We start from the raw sequence: 18980 nt of genomic DNA, 5'->3' as shown, positions 1-18980 counted from the left end.
GGCAGGTTCAAAAAACTATTGGTAATAACTGAAACGGATTTCCGGTCTAAAGCACTCCGCCATCACGCCCGGTGATGGCGGCGCCGCGAAATCAGTGCGCTTCGTCCCAGTTATCGCCTACACCAACGTCCACCACCAACGGCACATCCAACTGCGCGGCCGCACTCATGTGCTCGCGAATCTTCTCGCTGGCCTCTGCCACCAGATCCTCACGCACCTCCAGCACCAGTTCATCGTGTACCTGCAGGATCACCTTGGCATCCAGGCCCGACGCGGTCAGCCAGTTATCCACCAGCACCATGGCTTTCTTGATGATATCCGCCGCCGTGCCCTGCATCGGCGCATTGATCGCCGTGCGTTCTGCGGCCGCGCGCTCCTGAGGTTTGTTGGAATTGATGTCCGGCAAATACAGCCGACGCCCGAAGAACGTTTCCACGTAGCCTTGATCGGCAGCCTGGGCACGGGTGCGCTCCATGTACTCGCGAACCCCTGGGTAGCGGGCGAAGTACAGATCGATGTAAGCCTTTGCGGTCTTGGTATCGACACCGATGTCCTTGCCGAGCTTCTGTGCCCCCATACCGTAGATCAGGCCAAAGTTGATCGCCTTGGCACTGCGACGCTGACTGGACGTGACCTCAGCCAATTCAACCTTGAACACCTCGGCCGCCGTGGCGGTGTGCACGTCCAGGTCGTTGCGGAACGCATTCATCAGCCCCTCGTCCTTGGACAGGTGCGCCATGATCCGCAGTTCGATCTGCGAATAGTCCGCCGCCAGCAGTTTGTAGCCCTTCGGCGCCACGAATGCCTGGCGGATGCGCCGCCCTTCGGCGGTGCGCACCGGGATGTTCTGCAGGTTCGGGTCGCTGGAAGACAGTCGCCCGGTCGCCGCCACCGCCTGATGGTAAGAGGTGTGAACACGCCCGGTACGCGGGTTGATCTGCTCCGGCAAGCGGTCGGTGTAAGTGCTTTTCAGCTTGCTCATGCTGCGGTACTGCATCAGTACCTTGGGCAGCGGATAGTCATCTTCGGCCAGCTTGGCCAGCACTTCCTCTGCCGTGGACGCCTGTCCCTTGCCCGTCTTTTTCAGCACCGGCAGGCCGAGCTTCTCGTAGAGAATCGCCCCGAGCTGCTTGGGCGAACCCAGGTTGAATGCTTCGCCGGCGATCTCGAACGCCTGGCGCTCCAGCTCAACCATCTTATTGCCCAGCTCGATGCTCTGGACACCGAGCAGCTGCGCATCCACCAGGGCGCCCTGGCGTTCGATACGTGCCAGCACCGGTACCAAGGGAATTTCGATGTCCGTCAGCACACTCGCCAGGCTTGGTATGGCCGTGAGTTGTGCGTGCAATGCCTGATGCAGGCGCAGCGTCACGTCGGCATCCTCGGCGGCATAAGGGCCAGCCTGTTCGAGCGGGATCTGGTCGAACGTCAGCTGCTTGGCGCCTCTGCCGGCGATGTCCTGGAAACTGACGGTGTCGTAGTCCAGGTACTTCTTGGCCAGGCTGTCCATGTCATGGCGGGTCGCAGTGGAATTCAACACATAGGATTCAAGCATGGTGTCGAAAGCGATGCCGCGCACGCTGATGCCATTCGCCGGGTCGCCGCCGATGGCACAGTTGGCCAGGATATTCATGTCGAACTTGGCGTGCTGGCCGACCTTGAGCTTGCTCGGGTCTTCCAGCAATGGCTTCAAGGCCAGCAACACGGTGTCGCGATCCAACTGCTGCGGCGCACCGATGTAGGAGTGGGTCAGCGGGATGTAGGCAGCTTCATGGGGCTTCACGGCAAAGGACACCCCGACCAACTGCGCCTGCTGGCCGTCGATCCCGGTGGTTTCGGTGTCGAAAGCGAACAACGTCGCGTCGTTGAGCTTCTTCATCCAGACATCGAATGTGCCTTGGTCGAGAATGGTGGTGTAGATCGTCTCTGCGGGTGCTGCGGGGGCAACCTCAACAATGTCCTCGGCAACAGGCGCGGCCTTGAGCTCCACCCGTTTGGCATCGCGCTGAATCTCATCGAACCAGCTCTTGAACTCCAGCAGGGTATACAGCTCCAGGAGTTTCTCGCGGTCCGGTTCGATCAAGTGCAAGTCATCCAGGCCTACATCCAGCGGCACATCGATCTTGATCGTCGCCAACTGATAGGAAAGGAACGCCATCTCTCGATGCTCTTCGAGCTTGGCCGGTAACGTCTTGGCACCCCGGATCGGCAAGGTCGGCACGATATCCAACTGCTCATAAAGCTCTTTCAGACCGCCATTCACACCTACCAGCAAGCCGGAAGCCGTCTTAGGACCAATGCCCGGGACGCCAGGGATGTTGTCGGACGAATCCCCCATCAACGCCAGATAATCGATAATCTGCTCCGGAGCGACGCCAAATTTCTCCTTTACGCCCTCAATGTCCATCGAGCTACCGGTCATGGTGTTGACCAAGGTAATGTGCCCGTCGACCAACTGCGCCATGTCCTTGTCGCCGGTGGAGATCACCACCGGACGGTCAGCGGCCGCACTGCTGCGGGCCAGGGTGCCGATCACGTCATCGGCCTCGACGCCTTCGACGCACAGCAACGGGAAACCGAGGGCGATCACGCTCTGGTGCAGTGGCTCGATCTGCAGACGCATGTCATCGGGCATGCTCGGGCGATTGGCCTTGTATTCGGCGTACATGTCATCGCGAAAGGTTCCACCCTTTGCGTCGAACACGACTGCGAACGGGCTGTCCGGATACTGTTTGCGCAAGCTTTTGAGCATGTTCAACACGCCCTTGACCGCACCGGTCGGCAGGCCTTTGGAGGTGGTCAGCGGTGGCAGCGCGTGGAAGGCGCGGTACAGATATGAAGAACCGTCCACCAGGACGAGGGGTGCTTGGCTCATGAGCAGGATCAACCTTTTCGGCGGGTCAGGCGCTAGAATAGCCGGACCAATGAAAACAAAGGGACAAGGTTATCATGCGTACATTCAATCGCCTGCTGTTGACCGGCCTGATTGCACTCGCTCCGATGGTTGCCATCGCAGCAGACAGTGCCCCTTCGGGTGATCCGGAAGTTACCATTCGCACGGAGGGCGACAGAACCATTCAGGAGTACCGCCAAAACGGTTTCCTGTACGCAATCAAGATAACGAAGAAAGGCTTTCCGCCGTATTTCCTCGTGCGCGCGGACGGAACCGACGCGAACTTCATCCGCTCTGACCAGCCGGATATGCTGATTCCGTCATGGAAGATCTTCGAATGGAAATGATTTCTTAACTTCAATTGGCGCCGCGCACCGCGGCGCCCGTACTGGCAGTTTTAACCATGTCTGTGTTCACCCCCCTGGCTCGGCCCGAGCTGGAAACCTTTCTTGCCCCCTACGGGCTCGGCCGCCTGCTTGACTTCCAGGGGATTGCCGCTGGTAGCGAAAACACCAATTTCTTTATCAGCCTGGAACAGGGCGAATTCGTCCTGACCCTGGTTGAGCGCGGCCCCGTCGCGGAAATGCCGTTCTTCATCGAACTGCTCGACGTGCTCCACGACGCCGACCTGCCGGTGCCCTATGCCCTGCGCACCACCGATGGCGTGGCATTGCGCGAACTGAAAGGCAAACCGGCCCTGCTGCAACCACGCCTGGCCGGCAAACACATCAAGGACGCCAACGCACAGCATTGCGCCCAGGTAGGCGACCTTCTCGGTCATCTGCACCTGGCGACGCAAGGCGAGAAAGTGCTGGAGCGCAAGACCGATCGCGGCCTGGACTGGATGCTCAACGAGGGTGCGCAGCTGATTTCGCACTTGAACGATGCACAGCAAAGCCTGCTGCACGCTGCATTGACCGAAATCGAGGCCCACAAGGCCGACATCCTCGCTCTGCCACGCGCGAACGTTCACGCCGACCTGTTCCGCGACAATGCGATGTTCGAAGGCACGCACCTGACCGGCCTGATCGACTTCTACAACGCCTGCTCGGGTCCGATGCTCTACGACGTGGCAATCGCCCTGAATGACTGGTGTTCGGACGCCGATGGCGTCATCGATGGCCCGCGCGCCCGTGCGCTGCTGGGTGCCTACGCCGGGCTGCGTCCGTTCACCGCCAAGGAGGCCGAGTTGTGGCCGACCATGTTGCGGGTGGCGTGCGTGCGGTTCTGGTTGTCGCGCCTGATCGCTGCCGAGTCGTTTGCCGGGCAGGATGTGCTGATTCACGATCCCGCCGAGTTCGAGCATCGGTTGACGCAGCGTCAGCAGGTCACCGTCCACCTGCCATTCGCGCTCTAAGGACCAACCCGGTCAAAATGTGGGAGGGGGCTTGCTCCCGATGGCGGTGGACCAGTCAACTTATCATCGACTGAAACGCCGTCATCGGGAGCAAGCCCCCTCCTACATTTGATCTGCGCTGCGGCTTATAACGACTCCAGGCACCCTGCCAAGTCGTTCCCCAATTTCTCCAGCACCTGTTCGTAACCCTGGGCTGTGGCCGGGGTGTAGCCGCCCAGCGCATCCAATTCCGCCAACTTCACCGGAAGGCCAGCCACCAGGGTTTCAGCCAGGCGCGGACGCAAAGGCGGCTCGCTGAACACGCAGGTCTTGCCCACTTCCTCCAAACGCGTACGCATCGCCGCCACATGCTGGGCGCCAGGCTGCACTTCGGCAGCAACACTGAACACACCGGTGTGCTTGAGCCCGTAAGCGTCTTCGAAGTAATCAAAGGCTTCGTGGAACACGAAGTAAGGTTTGTCACCGATGCTCGCCATGCGCTTTTTAAGGCGCGCATCAAGGGCATCCAGGCGCTCGTCGAATGCCTTCACGTTGCTCTGGTAACGCGCGGCATTGCTCGGGTCGGCAGCGCTGAGGTCAGACGCCATGCGCGCGGCGATCACACGAGCATTGACCGTCGACAACCATAAGTGCGCATCCACGCTGCCTGGGCGATGATCATGGTCATGTTCGTCGGCATCGTCGGCGTGGGAATGGCTATCTTCGGCGAAGCGGCGGAGCTTCATGCCTGGCAGGTCTTGGACAGCAACGGTCGCGGCTGTACGACCTTTGAGCACGCGAGGAAGGAAGCTCTCCATATCCGGCCCGATCCAATACAGCAGATCGACTGACTGCACGCGCCGTACGTCGGATGGGCGCAACGCATAGTTATGCGGCGACGCACCCGGCGGCAACAACACCTCCGGAACGGCCACACCGTCTTGCACAGCAGCGGCAATCAACTGCAACGGCTTGATGCTGGTCAGCACCTTGACCTCAGCCTGAGCGGCGCCAGTCATGAACAAACTGGTGACAAATACGACAAAAACGGGAAAAAGTCGGGACACGATGACCACTCAATGGCGTAGGAACGGGTAACATAATAACGTCTCTATCAAATATCTGTCGCCGCTCATGCCTAAAACACCGCTTGCCAGCCGTCCACACGACCACTCTCACTGCGTGCATACCGCGCTGTCGGAGGCCGACACCCTCTGCGCACAGAAGGGCTTGCGCCTGACTGCTCTGCGCCGCCGGGTGCTGGAACTGGTCTGGCAGAGCCACAAACCCCTGGGCGCCTACGACATCCTGGGTGTGCTCAGCGAGCAGGACGGCCGCCGCGCCGCGCCGCCTACGGTGTATCGCGCGCTGGATTTCCTGCTGGAAAATGGCCTGGTGCACCGCATTGCCTCGCTCAACGCGTTTGTCGGCTGCAACCACCCGGAACACGCGCATCAGGGCCAGTTCCTGATCTGCCGCGAGTGCCACGCCGCCATCGAACTTGAACAAAAAAGCATCAGCGACGCCATCATCAAGAGCTCCGCCGACGTGGGCTTCCGGGTCGAAGGGCAAACGGTCGAAGTGGTCGGCCTGTGCTCGGGCTGCCAGGGGGCTTGATGAGCAACGCGTTAATCCGCCTGGACCAGGTCGGCGTCACGTTCGCCGGGCAAAACGTGCTGGATAACATCGCATTGAGCGTCGAGCCGGGGCAGATCGTCACCCTGATCGGCCCCAATGGCGCCGGCAAGACCACCCTGGTGCGCGCCGTACTCGGCCTGCTCAAACCCGACACCGGCAGCGTGTGGCGCAAGCCCAGGCTGCGTGTGGGCTATATGCCGCAAAAGCTGCACGTTGATCCGACTCTGCCCTTATCCGTACTGCGTTTTTTGCGCCTGGTGCCCGGTGTGGACCGCGCCCGCGCGCAGGCCGCCCTCAAGGAAGTCGGGGCCGAACAGGTCATCGACAGCCCGGTGCAAAGCATCTCCGGCGGCGAAATGCAGCGGGTACTGCTGGCCCGCGCCCTGTTGCGCGAACCCGAGTTGCTGGTGCTGGATGAACCCGTGCAGGGCGTCGACGTCGCCGGCCAGGCTGAGTTGTACAGCCTGATCACCCGTCTGCGCGACCGCCATGGCTGCGGCGTGCTGATGGTCTCCCACGACCTGCACCTGGTGATGAGCACCACCGACCAGGTGGTGTGCCTCAACCGTCACGTGTGCTGCTCCGGTCACCCGGAACAGGTCAGCGGCGACCCGGCGTTCGTCGAGCTGTTCGGCAAGAACGCCCAGAGCCTGGCGATCTATCACCATCATCACGACCATGCCCATGACCTGCATGGCGCTGTCGTTGACGATCCCGCGACGCCCCACACTCACGTTCATGGAGATAGCTGCAAGCATGGCTGATTTTCTGCTTTACGCCCTGCTGGCAGGCTTGGCTCTGGCGTTGGTGGCGGGCCCACTGGGCTCGTTCGTGGTCTGGCGACGCATGGCGTACTTTGGCGACACGTTGTCCCACGCCGCGCTGCTGGGGGTGGCCCTGGGCTTCCTGCTGGATGTCAGCCCGACCATCGCGGTAACCGTGGGCTGCCTGCTCCTGGCGGTATTGCTGGTGACCCTGCAGCAGCGCCAACCGCTGGCCTCCGACACCCTGCTCGGCATCCTGGCGCCGAGCACGCTGTCCCTGGGCCTGGTGGTGCTGAGCTTTATGCATGAAGTGCGCATCGACTTGATGGCCTACCTGTTTGGCGACCTGTTGGCGATCAGCCCCACCGACCTCGCATGGATCCTCGGCGGCAGCGCTGCCGTACTGGCGCTGCTGGTGACCCTGTGGCGCCCATTGCTGGCAATCACCGTGCACGAAGAACTGGCAACCGTAGAAGGCTTGCCGGTGCCCGCCCTGCGCATGGCGCTCATGTTGTTGATCGCGGTGGTGATTGCTGTCGCGATGAAGATTGTCGGCGTATTGTTGATCACGTCGCTGTTGATCATCCCCGCCGCCGCCGCCCAGCGCCATGCCCGCTCACCGGAGCAGATGGCGATCGGTGCCAGCCTGTTGGGCATGCTGGCAGTGTGCGGGGGCCTGGCGTTGTCGTGGTTCAAGGACACACCGGCAGGGCCGTCCATTGTGGTGACGGCCGCCGCCCTGTTTCTGCTGAGTTTTGTCCTGCCCCGTCGAGGGGTGTAGACTTGCTCGCTTTTTGCGCAAATAGAGAGTCGCAGGAATGAAGCTGTTCACCTCCCGTTATCTGCTCCTTGCCGCGTTTTCCCTGCTGCTGGGCGCCTGTCAAAGCACACCGCCCGCCGCCCCAGAGGCTACGGATCCGCGTGCTGCGGCCATCGCGCAGCTGGAGCAAAACCTGGCCAGCAGTGAGCTGGCCACCGCCGAAGACCAACTGGCCGCGCTGCAGGCCCAGTCGCCCAATGACCCGACGCTGGAACCCTACCAACGTCAATTGGCCGAGGCTTACCTGCAGCGCAGCCAGATCGTGCTGCAAAAAGGCGACGTAAACGCCGCCGCCACCGCCCTGAGCCGTGCCCGCGCGCTGATGCCCAAGGCGCCGGCGCTGACCGGCGGCGTAAACAGCGCCATCACCCACGCCCGCAAGGCCGAGTTGGATAAGGCCGAAGAGGCCCTCAAGGCCGCCGAAGCCAAGCCTGCAGCCAAGGTCATCGACCCGGCGGCGCCAAGCACCACCGTGGCGCTGAACCTCACCGACATCGAAGAGCTGCGCCATCAACTGGATGCAATCGCCACCGATGTGGTGAATTACCAGTGTGATGTGACGATCCAGGCGCCGCGTACCCAGGATTACCCATGGCTGGCCACGTTGCTGACCAAACGGGTGAAGCGCATTGATTCGGAGTATGAGCTGAAGATTCACCGGCAGATTTTGAAACATATTCCGGCGCAGGTGGTTTTGATTCCGCGCAAGGCGGAATAACGCATCGGGGGCAAGCCCCTCCCACAATTGAATTTATTCACAATTCAAATGTGGGAGGGGCTTGCCCCCGATAGCGGTCTAACAAGCAACCAATAACTTAAGCTGGAATCGCCTTAGCCTTCGGCTCACGATCCCAAACCCGATGTTGTGCAATCGCGGCAAAAAACGCCTTGAACGCTTTCGCATCCGCGCCAACGATCAGCCCCGCATCCGCCTCTAGCTTCAGCAGATCCAGCAGTGGCTTCACGTCACTGGCAACTGCAATCGCCTTCAGGTGTTTGTAGGCTTCCAGAACGTAATGCAACGCCACACCATCGCCGCTCAGTGCTTTCACCGACTCTTTTCCACCCGGGATAAACACGGCATCAAACGCAATGGACGGCATGCCTTCCATCGACGCATCTACCGGCAGGCTCTTGCCATCGGCCGTCTTCACCGGCGCCGAGGTCGGCCCAAGCAACTTCGCATGGGCACCTTCTGCCTCCAGTGCTTTTTTCAGCGCATCAATCGCCGCGCCATCCACACCGTCAGCCGCAAGAATCGCGACTTTGCGCGTCTTGATATCACCCGACAGCAAGTTCACCTGGCTCAACGCCGGCGACTCTTTCAGCGAAGTCTCACGCGGCGCAACCGTGCCTTTGGTCGGTGCAGGCAAACCGAGGTTCTGCGCAACGCGCTTGGCCAGTTCCAGATCGATATTGGCCAGAATCTCGTTGACCTGACGTGCGCGAATGAACTCACGCTCCACCTTGCCCAACTCGAAGCTGTAGGCCGCGATGATGTGCTCTTTCTCGTGATGGCTCATGCTGTGGAAAAACAGCGCGGCTTGCGAGAAGTGATCGCCAAACGACTCACTGCGCTCACGCACCTTATTGGCGTCGACGCGCTCGTAATAGGTCTCGAAACCGCCATCCTGGGCAGCCGGTGGCGTTTCCTTCGGCCAACCACCATCAATAGAATTCGGCTCGTACGCCGCACGGCCCTTGTCGATCACGGTGCGATGCTGGGCGTCGCGCTGACCGTTGTGGAAAGGCACCACAGGTCGGTTGATCGGCAGCTCATGGAAGTTCGGCCCACCGAGACGGCTAATCTGCGTATCCGTGTAGGAAAACAGACGGCCTTGCAGCAAAGGGTCGTTGGTGAAGTCGATGCCCGGCACGATATGACCCGGGCAAAACGCGACCTGCTCGACTTCGGCAAAGAAGTTATCCGGGTTGCGGTTAAGCACCATCTTGCCCAGCGGCGTGATCGGCACCAGTTCCTCGGGGATGATCTTGGTCGGGTCGAGCAGGTCGAAGTCGAACTTATGCTCGTCTTCCTCCGCAACGATCTGCACACCCAGCTCCCACTCAGGGTAGTCGCCGCTTTCAATCGCTTCCCACAGGTCACGACGGTGGTAATCGGTATCTTTACCGGCAAGCTTTTGCGCTTCGTCCCACACCAGGGAACAGGTGCCGACCTTCGGGTGCCAATGAAACTTCACAAAGCTCGACTTACCTTCGGTATTGATGAAGCGGAAGGTGTGAATGCCAAAACCCTGCATGGCACGCAGGCTTTTTGGAATGGCACGGTCAGACATCGCCCAAATCACCATGTGCGCCGATTCCGGCTGCAACGAAACAAAATCCCAGAACGTATCGTGGGCCGAGCCGCCTGTAGGAATTTCATTGTGCGGCTCAGGTTTTACCGCGTGCACGAAGTCGGGAAACTTGATCGCATCCTGAATGAAAAACACCGGCATGTTGTTGCCGACCAAGTCGAAGTTGCCTTCATCGGTGAAGAACTTCACCGCGAAACCGCGCACGTCACGCACCGTATCGCCGGAACCACGCGGGCCCTGCACCGTGGAGAAACGCACGAACACCGGGGTTTTATGGCCGGGATCGCGCAGGAAACCCGCCTTGCTCAGCGCAGAATGGTTTTCATAGGTCTGGAAATAGCCATGGGCACCGGTGCCCCGGGCATGCACGATGCGCTCGGGGATGCGCTCATGGTCAAAGTGCGTGATTTTTTCACGCATGATGAAGTCTTCCAGCAGCGAAGGGCCGCGGGCACCGACTTTCAAGGTGTTCTGGTTGTCGGAAATCTTCACGCCTTGGTTGGTACGCAGGGCCTGGCCGGTCGCATCGGAACGGAATTCCTCCAGGGCCTGCAGCTTGGCGTTGGTGTTGCCACGGTCCAGGGTATCGGTGCCCGCGAGCTCACTCTTCGACGGGGTGGCTGGCTTCTTGGTACTCATCAGTCAAAACTCCTTATTCAAAGTGGCCAGAGCGGTCCCCGGCTCGTTTGAGCAAAACCCCAGGCACGGCACCTGGGAAATCGAGTTGCTTAAGTAGTGACTGACACGGTTTTGCACCGTTCCTTTTTTGTGACCTTTGATCGCGTTATTGCCAAATCACTGGTTGAATGCGAAATAAATGCTAAGAAACGCTATTCGGACAGGCTAAAATGCGCGCCCGGCTAACCGCTGATCCCTTTTCAATGCGCCCCACAAGGTTCGCTACGTGATCGAGTTTCAAAACGTCCATAAAACCTACCGCGTCGCCGGTAAGGATATTCCCGCGCTGCACCCCACCAGCCTGCGCGTCGAGAACGGCCAGGTGTTTGGCTTGATCGGCCACTCGGGTGCAGGTAAAAGCACACTGCTGCGCCTGATCAACCGCCTGGAAGAGCCCAGCGGCGGCCAGATCACGGTGGACGGCGAAGAAGTCACCGCCCTGGATGCCAACGGCCTGCGCCGTTTCCGTCAACAGGTCGGGATGATCTTCCAGCACTTCAACCTCCTGGCGTCGAAGACCGTTGCCGACAATGTGGCGCTGCCACTGACCCTGGCCGGCGAATTGTCGCGCAAGGAGATCGACCAACGTGTCGCCGAGCTACTCGCCCGCGTCGGCCTGTCGGACCACGCCAAGAAGTACCCGGCGCAGTTGTCTGGCGGCCAGAAGCAACGCGTCGGTATTGCCCGCGCCCTGGCGACCAAGCCGAAAATCCTGCTGTGCGACGAAGCCACCAGCGCCCTCGACCCGCAAACCACCGCCTCGGTCCTGCAACTGCTGGCCGAGATCAATCGCGAGTTGAAACTGACCATCGTGCTGATCACTCATGAAATGGATGTGATCCGCCGCGTGTGTGACCAGGTAGCCGTGATGGATGCCGGCGTGATCGTCGAGCAAGGCTCGGTGGCCGACGTATTCCTGCACCCCAAGCACCCGACCACCAAACGTTTTGTGCAGGAAGCCGAGCAAGTCGATGAAGGCGAGCTGCGTGATGACTTCGCCCATGTACCGGGTCGCATCGTACGGCTGACGTTCCAGGGTGAAGCGACCTACGCGCCACTGCTGGGTACCGTCGCCCGCGAAACGGGGGTGGACTACAGCATCCTCGCCGGCCGCATCGACCGCATCAAAGACATCCCCTACGGGCAACTGACCCTGGCGGTCACCGGTGGTGACATGGAAGCGGCCTTTGCCCGCTTCACCGCCGCAGACGTCCACATGGAGGTGCTGCGCTAATGGAAGTGTTCCTGAGTTTCTTCGCCAATATCGACTGGTCCGAAATCTGGCTCGCCACCGGCGACACCATGATCATGCTGTTCGGTTCGCTGTTCTTCACCGTAGTACTTGGCCTGCCCTTGGGCGTGCTGCTGTTCCTGACCAGCCCACGTCAGCTGTTCGAGCAAAAAGGCCTGTACGCGCTGCTGTCGCTGGTCGTGAACATCCTGCGCTCGCTGCCGTTCATCATCCTGTTGATCGTGATGATCCCGTTCACCGTACTGATCACCGGCACCTCCCTGGGCGTTGCGGGCGCGATCCCGCCACTGGTGGTGGGTGCCACGCCATTCTTCGCGCGCCTGGTGGAAACCGCCCTGCGTGAAGTGGACCGCGGCATCATCGAAGCCACCCAGTCCATGGGCGCCAGCACCCGCCAGATCATCATCAACGCGCTGCTGCCCGAGGCACGCCCCGGCATCTTCGCAGCGATAACGGTGACGGCGATTACACTGGTGTCCTACACGGCCATGGCCGGCGTGGTCGGTGCCGGCGGCCTGGGTGACCTGGCGATCCGTTTCGGTTACCAGCGTTTCCAGACCGATGTGATGGTGGTCACCGTGGTGATGCTGTTGATCCTGGTGCAAATTCTGCAAACCGTCGGCGACAAGCTGGTGGTGCATTTTTCTCGAAAATAACGGCCATTGCCGGTCACAAGCCGGCACATGCCCGAACAAGGAGCTTGTTGGATGAAAAAACTACTGGTTGCTTTCGCCGCCGTTGCCGCGTTTTCCGCCCACGCCGCCGAGACCCTGAAAGTCGCAGCCTCGCCGGTGCCCCACGCGGAAATCCTGGAATTCGTGAAGCCTGCCCTCGCCAAAGAAGGCGTGGACCTGCAGATCAAAGTCTTCACCGACTACGTACAGCCCAACGTACAAGTGGCCGAAAAGCGCCTGGACGCGAACTTCTTCCAGCACCAGCCATACCTGGATGAATTCAACAAAGCCAAAGGCACTCAGCTGGTAAGCGTCGGCGCTGTGCACCTGGAGCCCCTGGGGGCTTACTCCAGCAAGTACAAGAAGCTGGAAGACCTGCCAAACGGTGCCAACGTGGTGATCCCGAACGACGCCACCAACGGCGGCCGTGCCCTGTTGCTGCTGGCCAACAACGGCCTGATCACCCTGAAGGACCCGACCAACATCCTGTCGACCATCAAGGACATCACCGCAAACCCGAAAAACCTGAAATTCCGCGAACTCGAAGCCGCCACCCTGCCGCGCGTGCTGACCCAGGTCGACCTGGCGCTGATCAACACCAACTATGCGCTGGAAGCCAAGCTGGACCCGTCCAAGGACGCCCTGGTGATCGAAGGCAATGACTCGCCTTACGTGAACATCCTGGTGAGCCGCGAAGACAACAAGGATTCGGACGCGATGAAGAAGCTGATTGCAGCCCTGCACACCCCTGAGGTGAAGCAATTCATCCAAGAGAAGTACAAAGGCGCGATCCTGCCGGCGTTCTGATCCGACTCGGTCTCCAACACGCTGGAGATCAAAAAATGTGGGAGGGGGCTTGCCCCCGATTGCGGAGTATCAGTCGCTGCATGAGCTGACTGATCTGCCGCCATCGGGGGCAAGCCCCCTCCCACATGTGTTTTGCGTTGCCTGTTACTTGCGCTGCAACAACCCTGGCAGTTGCGCCACCAGCTTCTGGTTGTTCAACGGCGCACGGATAAACCCGCGCTGGGTACCATCCGGGCCGATCAGCGCGAGGTTGCCGCTGTGGTCGACGGTGTAGTTGGGCTTGCTGGTGTCTGCCGGGATGAATGGGATGCTCACGGCATTCGAGACCTTCTGCACATCCTCCACGTTCGCGCCGGTAAGGCCTTCGAATTGCGGGTCAAAGTAGCCCAGGTACTGCTTGAGCTGGGTCGGGGTGTCGCGATTCGGGTCGACGCTGACCAGAATCACCTGCAACTTATCCACAGCCTCTTTAGGCAACTCGCTCTTGATCTGGCGCAGTTGGGCGAGGGTGGTCGGGCAGATGTCGGGGCAGAAGGTGTAGCCGAAGAACAGCAGGCTCCACTTGCCTTTCAACTCGTTGACCAGCACCGGCTGGCCGTCCTGGTTGGTCATGGTCACTGGCGGCAGCTGACGGCTTTGCGGCAGCAGGATGATGCCGGCGTCGATCAACGCGGTAGGGTCGCCCTGGCCCTTGCCCGACAGCACTTTGTTAACGGTCAGGCCCATGATCAACGCGACAGTGGCCACCAGGATAAAGACGGTTTTTTGAGTTCGAGTCATAGGTTCAACAGTAAGTAGTGGTCTACGAGCAGGGCGATAAACAGCAGGAACAGGTACCAGATAGAGTACTTGAAGGTGTTGATCGCCGCGTGCGGCTGAGCGCCACGGTACAGCACCCAGGCCCATTGCAGAAAGCGTCCGCCCAACAACAGTGCGCATGCCAGGTACAGCGGGCCGCTCATGTGGATCACGTAGGGCATCAGGCTCACCGCCAGCAGCGCAAAGGTATAGAGCAGGATATGCACCTTGGTGTAATGCTCGCCGTGGGTGACCGGCAGCATCGGGATATCGGCCTTGGCGTATTCCTCCTTGCGGTGAATGGCCAGCGCCCAGAAGTGCGGCGGGGTCCAGGCGAAGATAATCAGCACCAGCAACAAGGGCTCGGCGCTGACGTGGCCGGTGACGGCGACCCAGCCCAACAGCGGTGGCGCGGCACCGGCCAGGCCTCCGATGACAATATTTTGTGGCGTCGCACGCTTGAGAAAACCGGTGTAGACCACCGCGTAACCGAGCAGCGAAGCCAGCGTCAGCCATGCCGCCAGGGGGTTGGTGAACGCCAGCAACAAGGCCAATCCTGCAACGGCTAGAAACAAAGCAAAGGCCAGCGCCGCCACCGGCGACACACGCCCCTCCGCCAACGGCCGCTTATGGGTGCGAGCCATCACCGCATCAATCCGCCGGTCCACCACATGGTTCACCGCCGCCGCGCCGCCCGCACACAGGGCAATGCCCAGATTGCCGAACACCAGCACCGTCCACGGCACGCCTGCGCGTGTGGCGAGGAACATACCCACCAGGGAAGTGATGAGCATCAGCACCACCACTTTCGGCTTGGTCAGCTCCAGGTAATCGCGCCAGACCGCCCGGCCTTGACGCGCGCCGATCAAGGTCGCCATGGCATCTCTCCTTTAAGGGTGATGAGGCCCGATACGTGTTTGCGCGGGCTGAAGCGCCAGCCGAAGAGCAACTGATCACGCACCCGGACCAGGCTGGTGCGGGCGTGGTAATTAACCAGCACCAACGTCAGCAGCAGCGCAGCACCGCCGGCGTTATGAGCGACCGCCACCGGCAGCGGCAAGCCGAAATACACATTGCTCAGGCCCAGGCTGATTTGCGCGAACAGGGCGATCAACAGCAGGCCTGCAAGCCGCGTCATGCCTACGGCGCGCAACTGCCAGGCCAGGCCGAGCAGCACCAGGGTGACCAGCACCGCGCCAATGCGGTGAGTCAGGTGAATGGCGGTACGCGCTTCGCTGTCGAGTTGGCCGCCAAGGTAATTGGGCCCGATGTGCTGGGTCAGGTGAAAGCCGTTGGCGAAGTCAGCCGCGGGCCACCACGCGCCATGGCAGGTGGGCAAGTCGACGCAGGCCACGGCGGCGTAGTTGGAACTCACCCAACCGCCCAACGCGATTTGCCCGATCACCAGCACCAGTCCCGCCGTCGCCCAATATTGCAGGCGCTTGGGCACGATCAACGCGGGCAACACCCCAGACAAGCGCAGGGTCAGCAAGAACAACAGGCTCAAGGTCGCAAAACCACCCAGCAGGTGGCCCGTCACCACCTGGGGCCAGAGCTTCAACGTCACTGTCCACATGCCAAATGCCGCCTGGGCAAACACCACCATCAACAGAAACAACGGCAGTTTCACTGGCTGGCCCGGATCACGCCGATGGCTCCACGAACGCGCCGCCAACAGCACAATCAACAGGCCCAGGGTGCCGGCGAAGTAGCGATGAGTCATCTCGGCCCACCCCTTGTCAGCCTCCACCGGCGTATCGGGAAAATGCAATTGGGCATGGGCCAACTGGGCCTCGCTTTGCGGCACGCTGATAAACCCATAGCAGCCCGGCCAGTCCGGGCAACCAAGACCGGCATGGGTCAGGCGGGTGTAGGCGCCGAGCAGCACGACGATCAGCGCCAGGAGGGTGGCAAACAACGCGAGGCGAAATCCAGGTTTGGCCATGACGATGCCCTTATCCGATGTTCGACAGTTTCAACAGGTGGCGCAGGTCATTGAGCAAGTCCTTGCCCTTGATCTTGGCGTCGTAGCGCAGCACCAGGTTGCCGTGGGGGTCGACGATCCACAGTTGCGCATCGCCCGGCGCTGCGGCGTTTTTGGTGAAGGTCGACAGGTCCAGCGAGTAGCGTTGCAGTTGCGGGTACTCGGCCTTGAGCTTGGCCTCGTAGTCCGCTGCAACCGGCTGCGTGCTGGCCAGGGCATGGCTGGCGCGGGAGGCATCGCGCCCGAGGCCGATCTGCAATTGGCGCGCGAGGTACACCAGTTGCTGGCAATCCGCCGCGCACGCCGCAGGCGCGGTGACCAGCAACTGCCAGCGCTGTTCATCGGCCTGCACGCCGATATCGGCGCGGGTCTGGCCGTTGCCGATCATTTCTCCGTGGTAGCTGCGACTGTCGGGCACCCAGAACTGCAGCTTGTACATAAAGGTGGCCAGCGCCATCGGGCCGACCACCATCAGCAGGATCAGCATCAGCTGCCAGCGGCCTTTGCGCCGATCAGCTACCTCAGACATGTTGAGTGGATTCGTGGCCGTTCCCATGGGGCTTCTCCTTTGTGGTGTGCCATCCGAGGTAGAGGTAAAGAGCCAGTAGCGCCAGGGACATGGCGAACCACTGCACCGCGTAGGCCAGGTGTTTTTCCGGGCCCATCGCAACGATGGGCCAGGTGGTTTCGTACGTACCGGGGCCGGCTTCGGTACGCAGTTCGTAGGCAAAACCGTTGCGGCCCAGCTCAGCCCACAGCGCGGCGGGGTGCAGCGCGGTCAACAGACGCGGCCATTGCGCGGTCGTGGGGTCCGCATGCAGCTGGAAGGTTTCGCCGGGCGCGACATACACCCAGGCGTCGAGATTCAAAGGCTGGTCCGGAGTGGTGAAGACGGGCGGGGTGCGCCGATCCGGCCACGGCAACCAGCCCCGATTGAGCAATAGCCACAGGCCGCTGGCCTGGTCATGAAAGGGTTGCAGTAACTCGACGCCCGCCTTGCCGTCACGCATGCGGTTATCCAGCAATACGCTGTGCTCGGCATCGAATTGCCCGCGCAGATGCACGCGGCGGAAGGCCGGGTCCGCCATGTCGCTGAGCTGCACACTACTGATCGGCTCAGCGGCGCGGCGTTCGGCATAGCTGTCCACCAGCAGCTGCTTCTCATGGCCGCGCGACAGTTGCCAGACGCCCAAGCCCACCATCAAAGGCAGCAGAATCATCACCACCAACGTCGGTGCGATACCTGGACGAAAGCGTCTCATGGCGCTGGCTATACTTGTTTTCATTGCCCGCCCATCCCCTCAATGCCCACCAAAGCCAGGAACCAGACCATGCTCAAAGCAGCCATTGCCCTGATGCTGATCGCGACCGTCGTGAGCCTGTTCAGTGGCTTGTTCTTTCTGGTCAAGGACGAGGGCAACTCCAACCGCCTCGTCACTGCCTTGACCGTGCGTGTCGTACTGGCCGTGATCACCGTGGCCTTGATTGCCTGGGGCTTTTTCAGCGGCCAGCTGGTATCTCACGCGCCTTGGTAAGTTGCCTCACAGCACGTATACGAAGAAAAACAGCCCGATCCACACCACATCCACGAAGTGCCAATACCAACTGGCGGCCTCGAAGCCGAACTGATGCTCGGCATTGAAATGCCCGCGCAGGATGCGCATCAGCATCACAAACAAAATGATGGTGCCGATGGTCACGTGGGCGCCGTGAAAGCCCGTAAGCATGAAGAAGGTTGCGCCATACACACCTGAGCCGAGGGTCAGGCCCAGCTCTTTGTAGGCGTGGATGTACTCCTCGGCCTGGAACCCGAGGAATGCAAGGCCCAGCAAGACGGTGATCGCCAGCCAGATCTTCAGCGCGCCGCGATGCCCCTTGCGTAAGGCGTGGTGGGCAATGGTGATGGTCACGCTGGAACTCACCAGCAGGATGGTGTTGACCAACGGCAAGCCCCACGGGCTGATAGTGCCCTCCGGCGCGGGATAAAGTTTCGGGTCCGGGTTGTTGAGCAACGGCCAGGCAAACTCGAAGTTCGGCCACAGCATGTGAGCAATGCCTTTGGGGCCTTCGCCGCCCAACGCGGGACCGGACAGGTGGCGCACGTAGAACAGCGCACCGAAGAACGCGATAAAGAACATCACCTCGGAAAAAATGAACCAGGTCATGCCCCAGCGAAACGAGCGGTCCATCTGCGCGCTGTATAAACCCGCACGGCTTTCCTTGATCACCGCACCGAACCAGCCAAACAGCATGTAGGCCAGCAACAGCCCTCCGACGAAAAAGATCCACGGCCCGTGGGATTCCGGGCGTGCCGCCTTCAGGTCGTTGAACCACACGGCCAGGCCATACACGGTGACCAGCATGCCAATCGTGGCAATTATCGGCCATTTGCTTTGCGCTGGTACGTAGTACGTATCATGAGTCGACATGTATTCGCTCTCCTGATTGAGCGGGCAAACAGTAGCTAGCCGCCGGTACGGACAGCCACCGGCGGTTGGCGCGCAGTGATATCAAACAGCGTGTACGCCAGGGTCAAATGCTTCACATCCTTGGGCATGTCGCGGTCGACAATAAAACGCACCGGCATCTCAATGCGCTGGCCTGGCTGCAGCACTTGCTGGGTGAAGCAAAAGCATTCGGTCTTGTGGAAATACATCGCCGCCTCTGCGGGGGAAATGCTCGGCACCGCTTGGGCGGTCATCGGTTTGTCGGTGGGGTTGTAGGCCACGAACAGCATCTCGGTGACTGCGCCGGGGTTGACCACCACCTCGTCAGCCTTGGAATGAAACTCCCAGACCATGTCGATGGCATTGGTGGAGAGGAACTGCACCCGTACCTGCCGCGTGAGGTCGACGACCTGCTCGCCCTCGTACTGCCCGGCCGTCTTGCCGTTGATGCCGAACGCCTTGCACATCACGTCGTAGATCGGCACCAGGGCAAAGCCGAAGGCAAACATCGCCACCACCAGGATCAGCAGGCGGGTGACCAGGCGCTTGAGGGGCACGGAGTCAGCCATGA

20 protein-coding genes are annotated in these 18980 nt (G+C 60.8%); 10 read left to right on the top strand and 10 right to left on the bottom strand.

Going from position 1 to position 18980, the window contains the following annotated elements:
- Positions 1-91 precede the first annotated feature (91 nt).
- Complete coding sequence (polA, locus tag HDC32_RS20890; RefSeq protein WP_184745306.1) at positions 92-2875, bottom strand: DNA polymerase I; 2784 nt, start codon at positions 2873-2875, stop codon at positions 92-94.
- A 74-nt stretch (positions 2876-2949) separates the two neighbouring features.
- Here polA and HDC32_RS20885 point away from each other — a divergent pair, with 74 nt between their 5' ends.
- Complete coding sequence (locus HDC32_RS20885; RefSeq protein ID WP_131699575.1) at positions 2950-3240, top strand: DUF2782 domain-containing protein; 291 nt, start codon at positions 2950-2952, stop codon at positions 3238-3240.
- Positions 3241-3296: 56 nt separating this feature from the next.
- Positions 3297-4250: a homoserine kinase gene (locus HDC32_RS20880; protein ID WP_131699576.1), complete on the top strand. Its 954-nt coding sequence runs from the start codon at positions 3297-3299 to the stop codon at positions 4248-4250.
- 125 nt (positions 4251-4375) lie between these two features.
- On the opposite strand, the gene HDC32_RS20875 is transcribed toward HDC32_RS20880, so the two are convergent.
- Complete coding sequence (locus HDC32_RS20875; protein ID WP_131699577.1) at positions 4376-5305, bottom strand: zinc ABC transporter substrate-binding protein; 930 nt, start codon at positions 5303-5305, stop codon at positions 4376-4378.
- Positions 5306-5363: 58 nt separating this feature from the next.
- On the opposite strand from HDC32_RS20875, the gene zur reads away from it, so the two are divergent.
- From zur to HDC32_RS20855, 4 genes are read left to right on the top strand one after another with little or no spacing between them, the layout of a single operon-like run.
- Positions 5364-5846 (top strand): zinc uptake transcriptional repressor Zur, encoded by a 483-nt coding sequence (gene zur, locus HDC32_RS20870; RefSeq protein WP_026136513.1) that lies wholly within the window; start codon positions 5364-5366, stop codon positions 5844-5846.
- Entirely contained in the window at positions 5846-6631 is a 786-nt protein-coding gene (znuC, locus tag HDC32_RS20865; protein WP_184745304.1) for a zinc ABC transporter ATP-binding protein ZnuC, read from the top strand. Before zur ends, znuC begins: the two co-directional genes overlap by 1 nt.
- The gene (gene znuB / locus HDC32_RS20860; RefSeq protein ID WP_167656819.1) at positions 6624-7412 is read left to right on the top strand and encodes a zinc ABC transporter permease subunit ZnuB; all 789 of its coding nucleotides are present in this window, start codon (positions 6624-6626) and stop codon (positions 7410-7412) included. The genes znuC and znuB overlap by 8 nt, the downstream gene beginning before the upstream one ends.
- 37 nt (positions 7413-7449) lie before the next feature.
- Positions 7450-8169: a PA5502 family lipoprotein gene (locus HDC32_RS20855; RefSeq protein ID WP_184745302.1), complete on the top strand. Its 720-nt coding sequence runs from the start codon at positions 7450-7452 to the stop codon at positions 8167-8169.
- A 97-nt stretch (positions 8170-8266) separates the two neighbouring features.
- Here the strand turns inward: HDC32_RS20855 and katE are convergent, their stop codons facing one another.
- Entirely contained in the window at positions 8267-10408 is a 2142-nt protein-coding gene (gene katE, locus HDC32_RS20850) for a catalase HPII (protein WP_131699580.1), read from the bottom strand.
- A gap of 265 nt (positions 10409-10673) precedes the next feature.
- On the opposite strand from katE, the gene HDC32_RS20845 reads away from it, so the two are divergent.
- Genes HDC32_RS20845 through HDC32_RS20835 form a run of 3 tightly spaced genes read left to right on the top strand, consistent with a single transcriptional unit; the run spans position 10674 to position 13180 of the window.
- Positions 10674-11681 (top strand): methionine ABC transporter ATP-binding protein, encoded by a 1008-nt coding sequence (locus HDC32_RS20845; protein ID WP_184745300.1) that lies wholly within the window; start codon positions 10674-10676, stop codon positions 11679-11681.
- Positions 11681-12355, top strand: a complete 675-nt coding sequence (locus HDC32_RS20840; RefSeq protein ID WP_090401268.1) for a methionine ABC transporter permease — start codon at positions 11681-11683, stop codon at positions 12353-12355. The genes HDC32_RS20845 and HDC32_RS20840 overlap by 1 nt, the downstream gene beginning before the upstream one ends.
- Before the next feature lie 51 nt (positions 12356-12406).
- Positions 12407-13180, top strand: a complete 774-nt coding sequence (locus HDC32_RS20835; RefSeq protein WP_184745298.1) for a MetQ/NlpA family ABC transporter substrate-binding protein — start codon at positions 12407-12409, stop codon at positions 13178-13180.
- Positions 13181-13324: 144 nt separating this feature from the next.
- Here HDC32_RS20835 and HDC32_RS20830 read toward each other — a convergent pair whose 3' ends face one another.
- From HDC32_RS20830 to HDC32_RS20810, 5 genes are read right to left on the bottom strand one after another with little or no spacing between them, the layout of a single operon-like run.
- Positions 13325-13960: an SCO family protein gene (locus tag HDC32_RS20830; RefSeq protein WP_184745296.1), complete on the bottom strand. Its 636-nt coding sequence runs from the start codon at positions 13958-13960 to the stop codon at positions 13325-13327.
- Positions 13957-14856: a heme o synthase gene (gene cyoE / locus HDC32_RS20825; RefSeq protein ID WP_167656824.1), complete on the bottom strand. Its 900-nt coding sequence runs from the start codon at positions 14854-14856 to the stop codon at positions 13957-13959. The genes HDC32_RS20830 and cyoE overlap by 4 nt, the downstream gene beginning before the upstream one ends.
- Positions 14844-15923, bottom strand: a complete 1080-nt coding sequence (locus HDC32_RS20820; protein ID WP_184745294.1) for a heme A synthase — start codon at positions 15921-15923, stop codon at positions 14844-14846. Before HDC32_RS20820 ends, cyoE begins: the two co-directional genes overlap by 13 nt.
- 10 nt (positions 15924-15933) lie before the next feature.
- A complete protein-coding gene (locus HDC32_RS20815; protein WP_145338351.1) occupies positions 15934-16518 on the bottom strand; it encodes a hypothetical protein in 585 nt (194 codons plus the stop codon).
- Positions 16484-17248 (bottom strand): SURF1 family protein, encoded by a 765-nt coding sequence (locus HDC32_RS20810; protein WP_131699588.1) that lies wholly within the window; start codon positions 17246-17248, stop codon positions 16484-16486. The genes HDC32_RS20815 and HDC32_RS20810 overlap by 35 nt, the downstream gene beginning before the upstream one ends.
- A 45-nt stretch (positions 17249-17293) precedes the next feature.
- Between HDC32_RS20810 and HDC32_RS20805 the strand changes: the two genes are divergently transcribed.
- Positions 17294-17497 carry a twin transmembrane helix small protein gene (locus tag HDC32_RS20805; RefSeq protein WP_016978774.1) on the top strand — a complete coding sequence of 68 codons (204 nt, stop codon included), beginning with the start codon at positions 17294-17296 and terminating at the stop codon, positions 17495-17497.
- A gap of 6 nt (positions 17498-17503) precedes the next feature.
- Here the strand turns inward: HDC32_RS20805 and HDC32_RS20800 are convergent, their stop codons facing one another.
- Together HDC32_RS20800 and HDC32_RS20795 are read right to left on the bottom strand one after the other, a co-directional pair.
- The gene (locus tag HDC32_RS20800; protein ID WP_131699589.1) at positions 17504-18391 is read right to left on the bottom strand and encodes a cytochrome c oxidase subunit 3; all 888 of its coding nucleotides are present in this window, start codon (positions 18389-18391) and stop codon (positions 17504-17506) included.
- Positions 18392-18426: 35 nt separating this feature from the next.
- Entirely contained in the window at positions 18427-18978 is a 552-nt protein-coding gene (locus tag HDC32_RS20795) for a cytochrome c oxidase assembly protein (RefSeq protein WP_065926844.1), read from the bottom strand.
- Positions 18979-18980: the final 2 nt, after the last annotated feature.

Source organism: Pseudomonas sp. JAI120, assembly GCF_014207255.1.
In the GTDB taxonomy this organism is placed as follows: domain Bacteria; phylum Pseudomonadota; class Gammaproteobacteria; order Pseudomonadales; family Pseudomonadaceae; genus Aquipseudomonas.
The sequence above is the reverse complement of the archived record's forward strand: the minus strand, read 5'-3'. Positions and strand labels throughout refer to the sequence as shown.

Bases quoted from the DNA above. Each gene is read 5' to 3' on its own strand.
- polA (WP_184745306.1), bottom strand. From the start codon at position 2,875: ATGAGCCAAGCACCCCTCGTCCTGGTGGACGGTTCTTCATATCTGTAC.
- HDC32_RS20885 (WP_131699575.1), top strand. From the start codon at position 2,950: ATGCGTACATTCAATCGCCTGCTGTTGACCGGCCTGATTGCACTCGCT.
- HDC32_RS20880 (WP_131699576.1), top strand. From the start codon at position 3,297: ATGTCTGTGTTCACCCCCCTGGCTCGGCCCGAGCTGGAAACCTTTCTT.
- zur (WP_026136513.1), top strand. From the start codon at position 5,364: ATGCCTAAAACACCGCTTGCCAGCCGTCCACACGACCACTCTCACTGC.
- znuC (WP_184745304.1), top strand. From the start codon at position 5,846: ATGAGCAACGCGTTAATCCGCCTGGACCAGGTCGGCGTCACGTTCGCC.
- znuB (WP_167656819.1), top strand. From the start codon at position 6,624: ATGGCTGATTTTCTGCTTTACGCCCTGCTGGCAGGCTTGGCTCTGGCG.
- HDC32_RS20855 (WP_184745302.1), top strand. From the start codon at position 7,450: ATGAAGCTGTTCACCTCCCGTTATCTGCTCCTTGCCGCGTTTTCCCTG.
- katE (WP_131699580.1), bottom strand. From the start codon at position 10,408: ATGAGTACCAAGAAGCCAGCCACCCCGTCGAAGAGTGAGCTCGCGGGC.
- HDC32_RS20840 (WP_090401268.1), top strand. From the start codon at position 11,681: ATGGAAGTGTTCCTGAGTTTCTTCGCCAATATCGACTGGTCCGAAATC.
- HDC32_RS20835 (WP_184745298.1), top strand. From the start codon at position 12,407: ATGAAAAAACTACTGGTTGCTTTCGCCGCCGTTGCCGCGTTTTCCGCC.
- HDC32_RS20830 (WP_184745296.1), bottom strand. From the start codon at position 13,960: ATGACTCGAACTCAAAAAACCGTCTTTATCCTGGTGGCCACTGTCGCG.
- cyoE (WP_167656824.1), bottom strand. From the start codon at position 14,856: ATGGCGACCTTGATCGGCGCGCGTCAAGGCCGGGCGGTCTGGCGCGAT.
- HDC32_RS20820 (WP_184745294.1), bottom strand. From the start codon at position 15,923: ATGGCCAAACCTGGATTTCGCCTCGCGTTGTTTGCCACCCTCCTGGCG.
- HDC32_RS20815 (WP_145338351.1), bottom strand. From the start codon at position 16,518: ATGGGAACGGCCACGAATCCACTCAACATGTCTGAGGTAGCTGATCGG.
- HDC32_RS20810 (WP_131699588.1), bottom strand. From the start codon at position 17,248: ATGAAAACAAGTATAGCCAGCGCCATGAGACGCTTTCGTCCAGGTATC.
- HDC32_RS20805 (WP_016978774.1), top strand. From the start codon at position 17,294: ATGCTCAAAGCAGCCATTGCCCTGATGCTGATCGCGACCGTCGTGAGC.
- HDC32_RS20800 (WP_131699589.1), bottom strand. From the start codon at position 18,391: ATGTCGACTCATGATACGTACTACGTACCAGCGCAAAGCAAATGGCCG.
- HDC32_RS20795 (WP_065926844.1), bottom strand. From the start codon at position 18,978: ATGGCTGACTCCGTGCCCCTCAAGCGCCTGGTCACCCGCCTGCTGATC.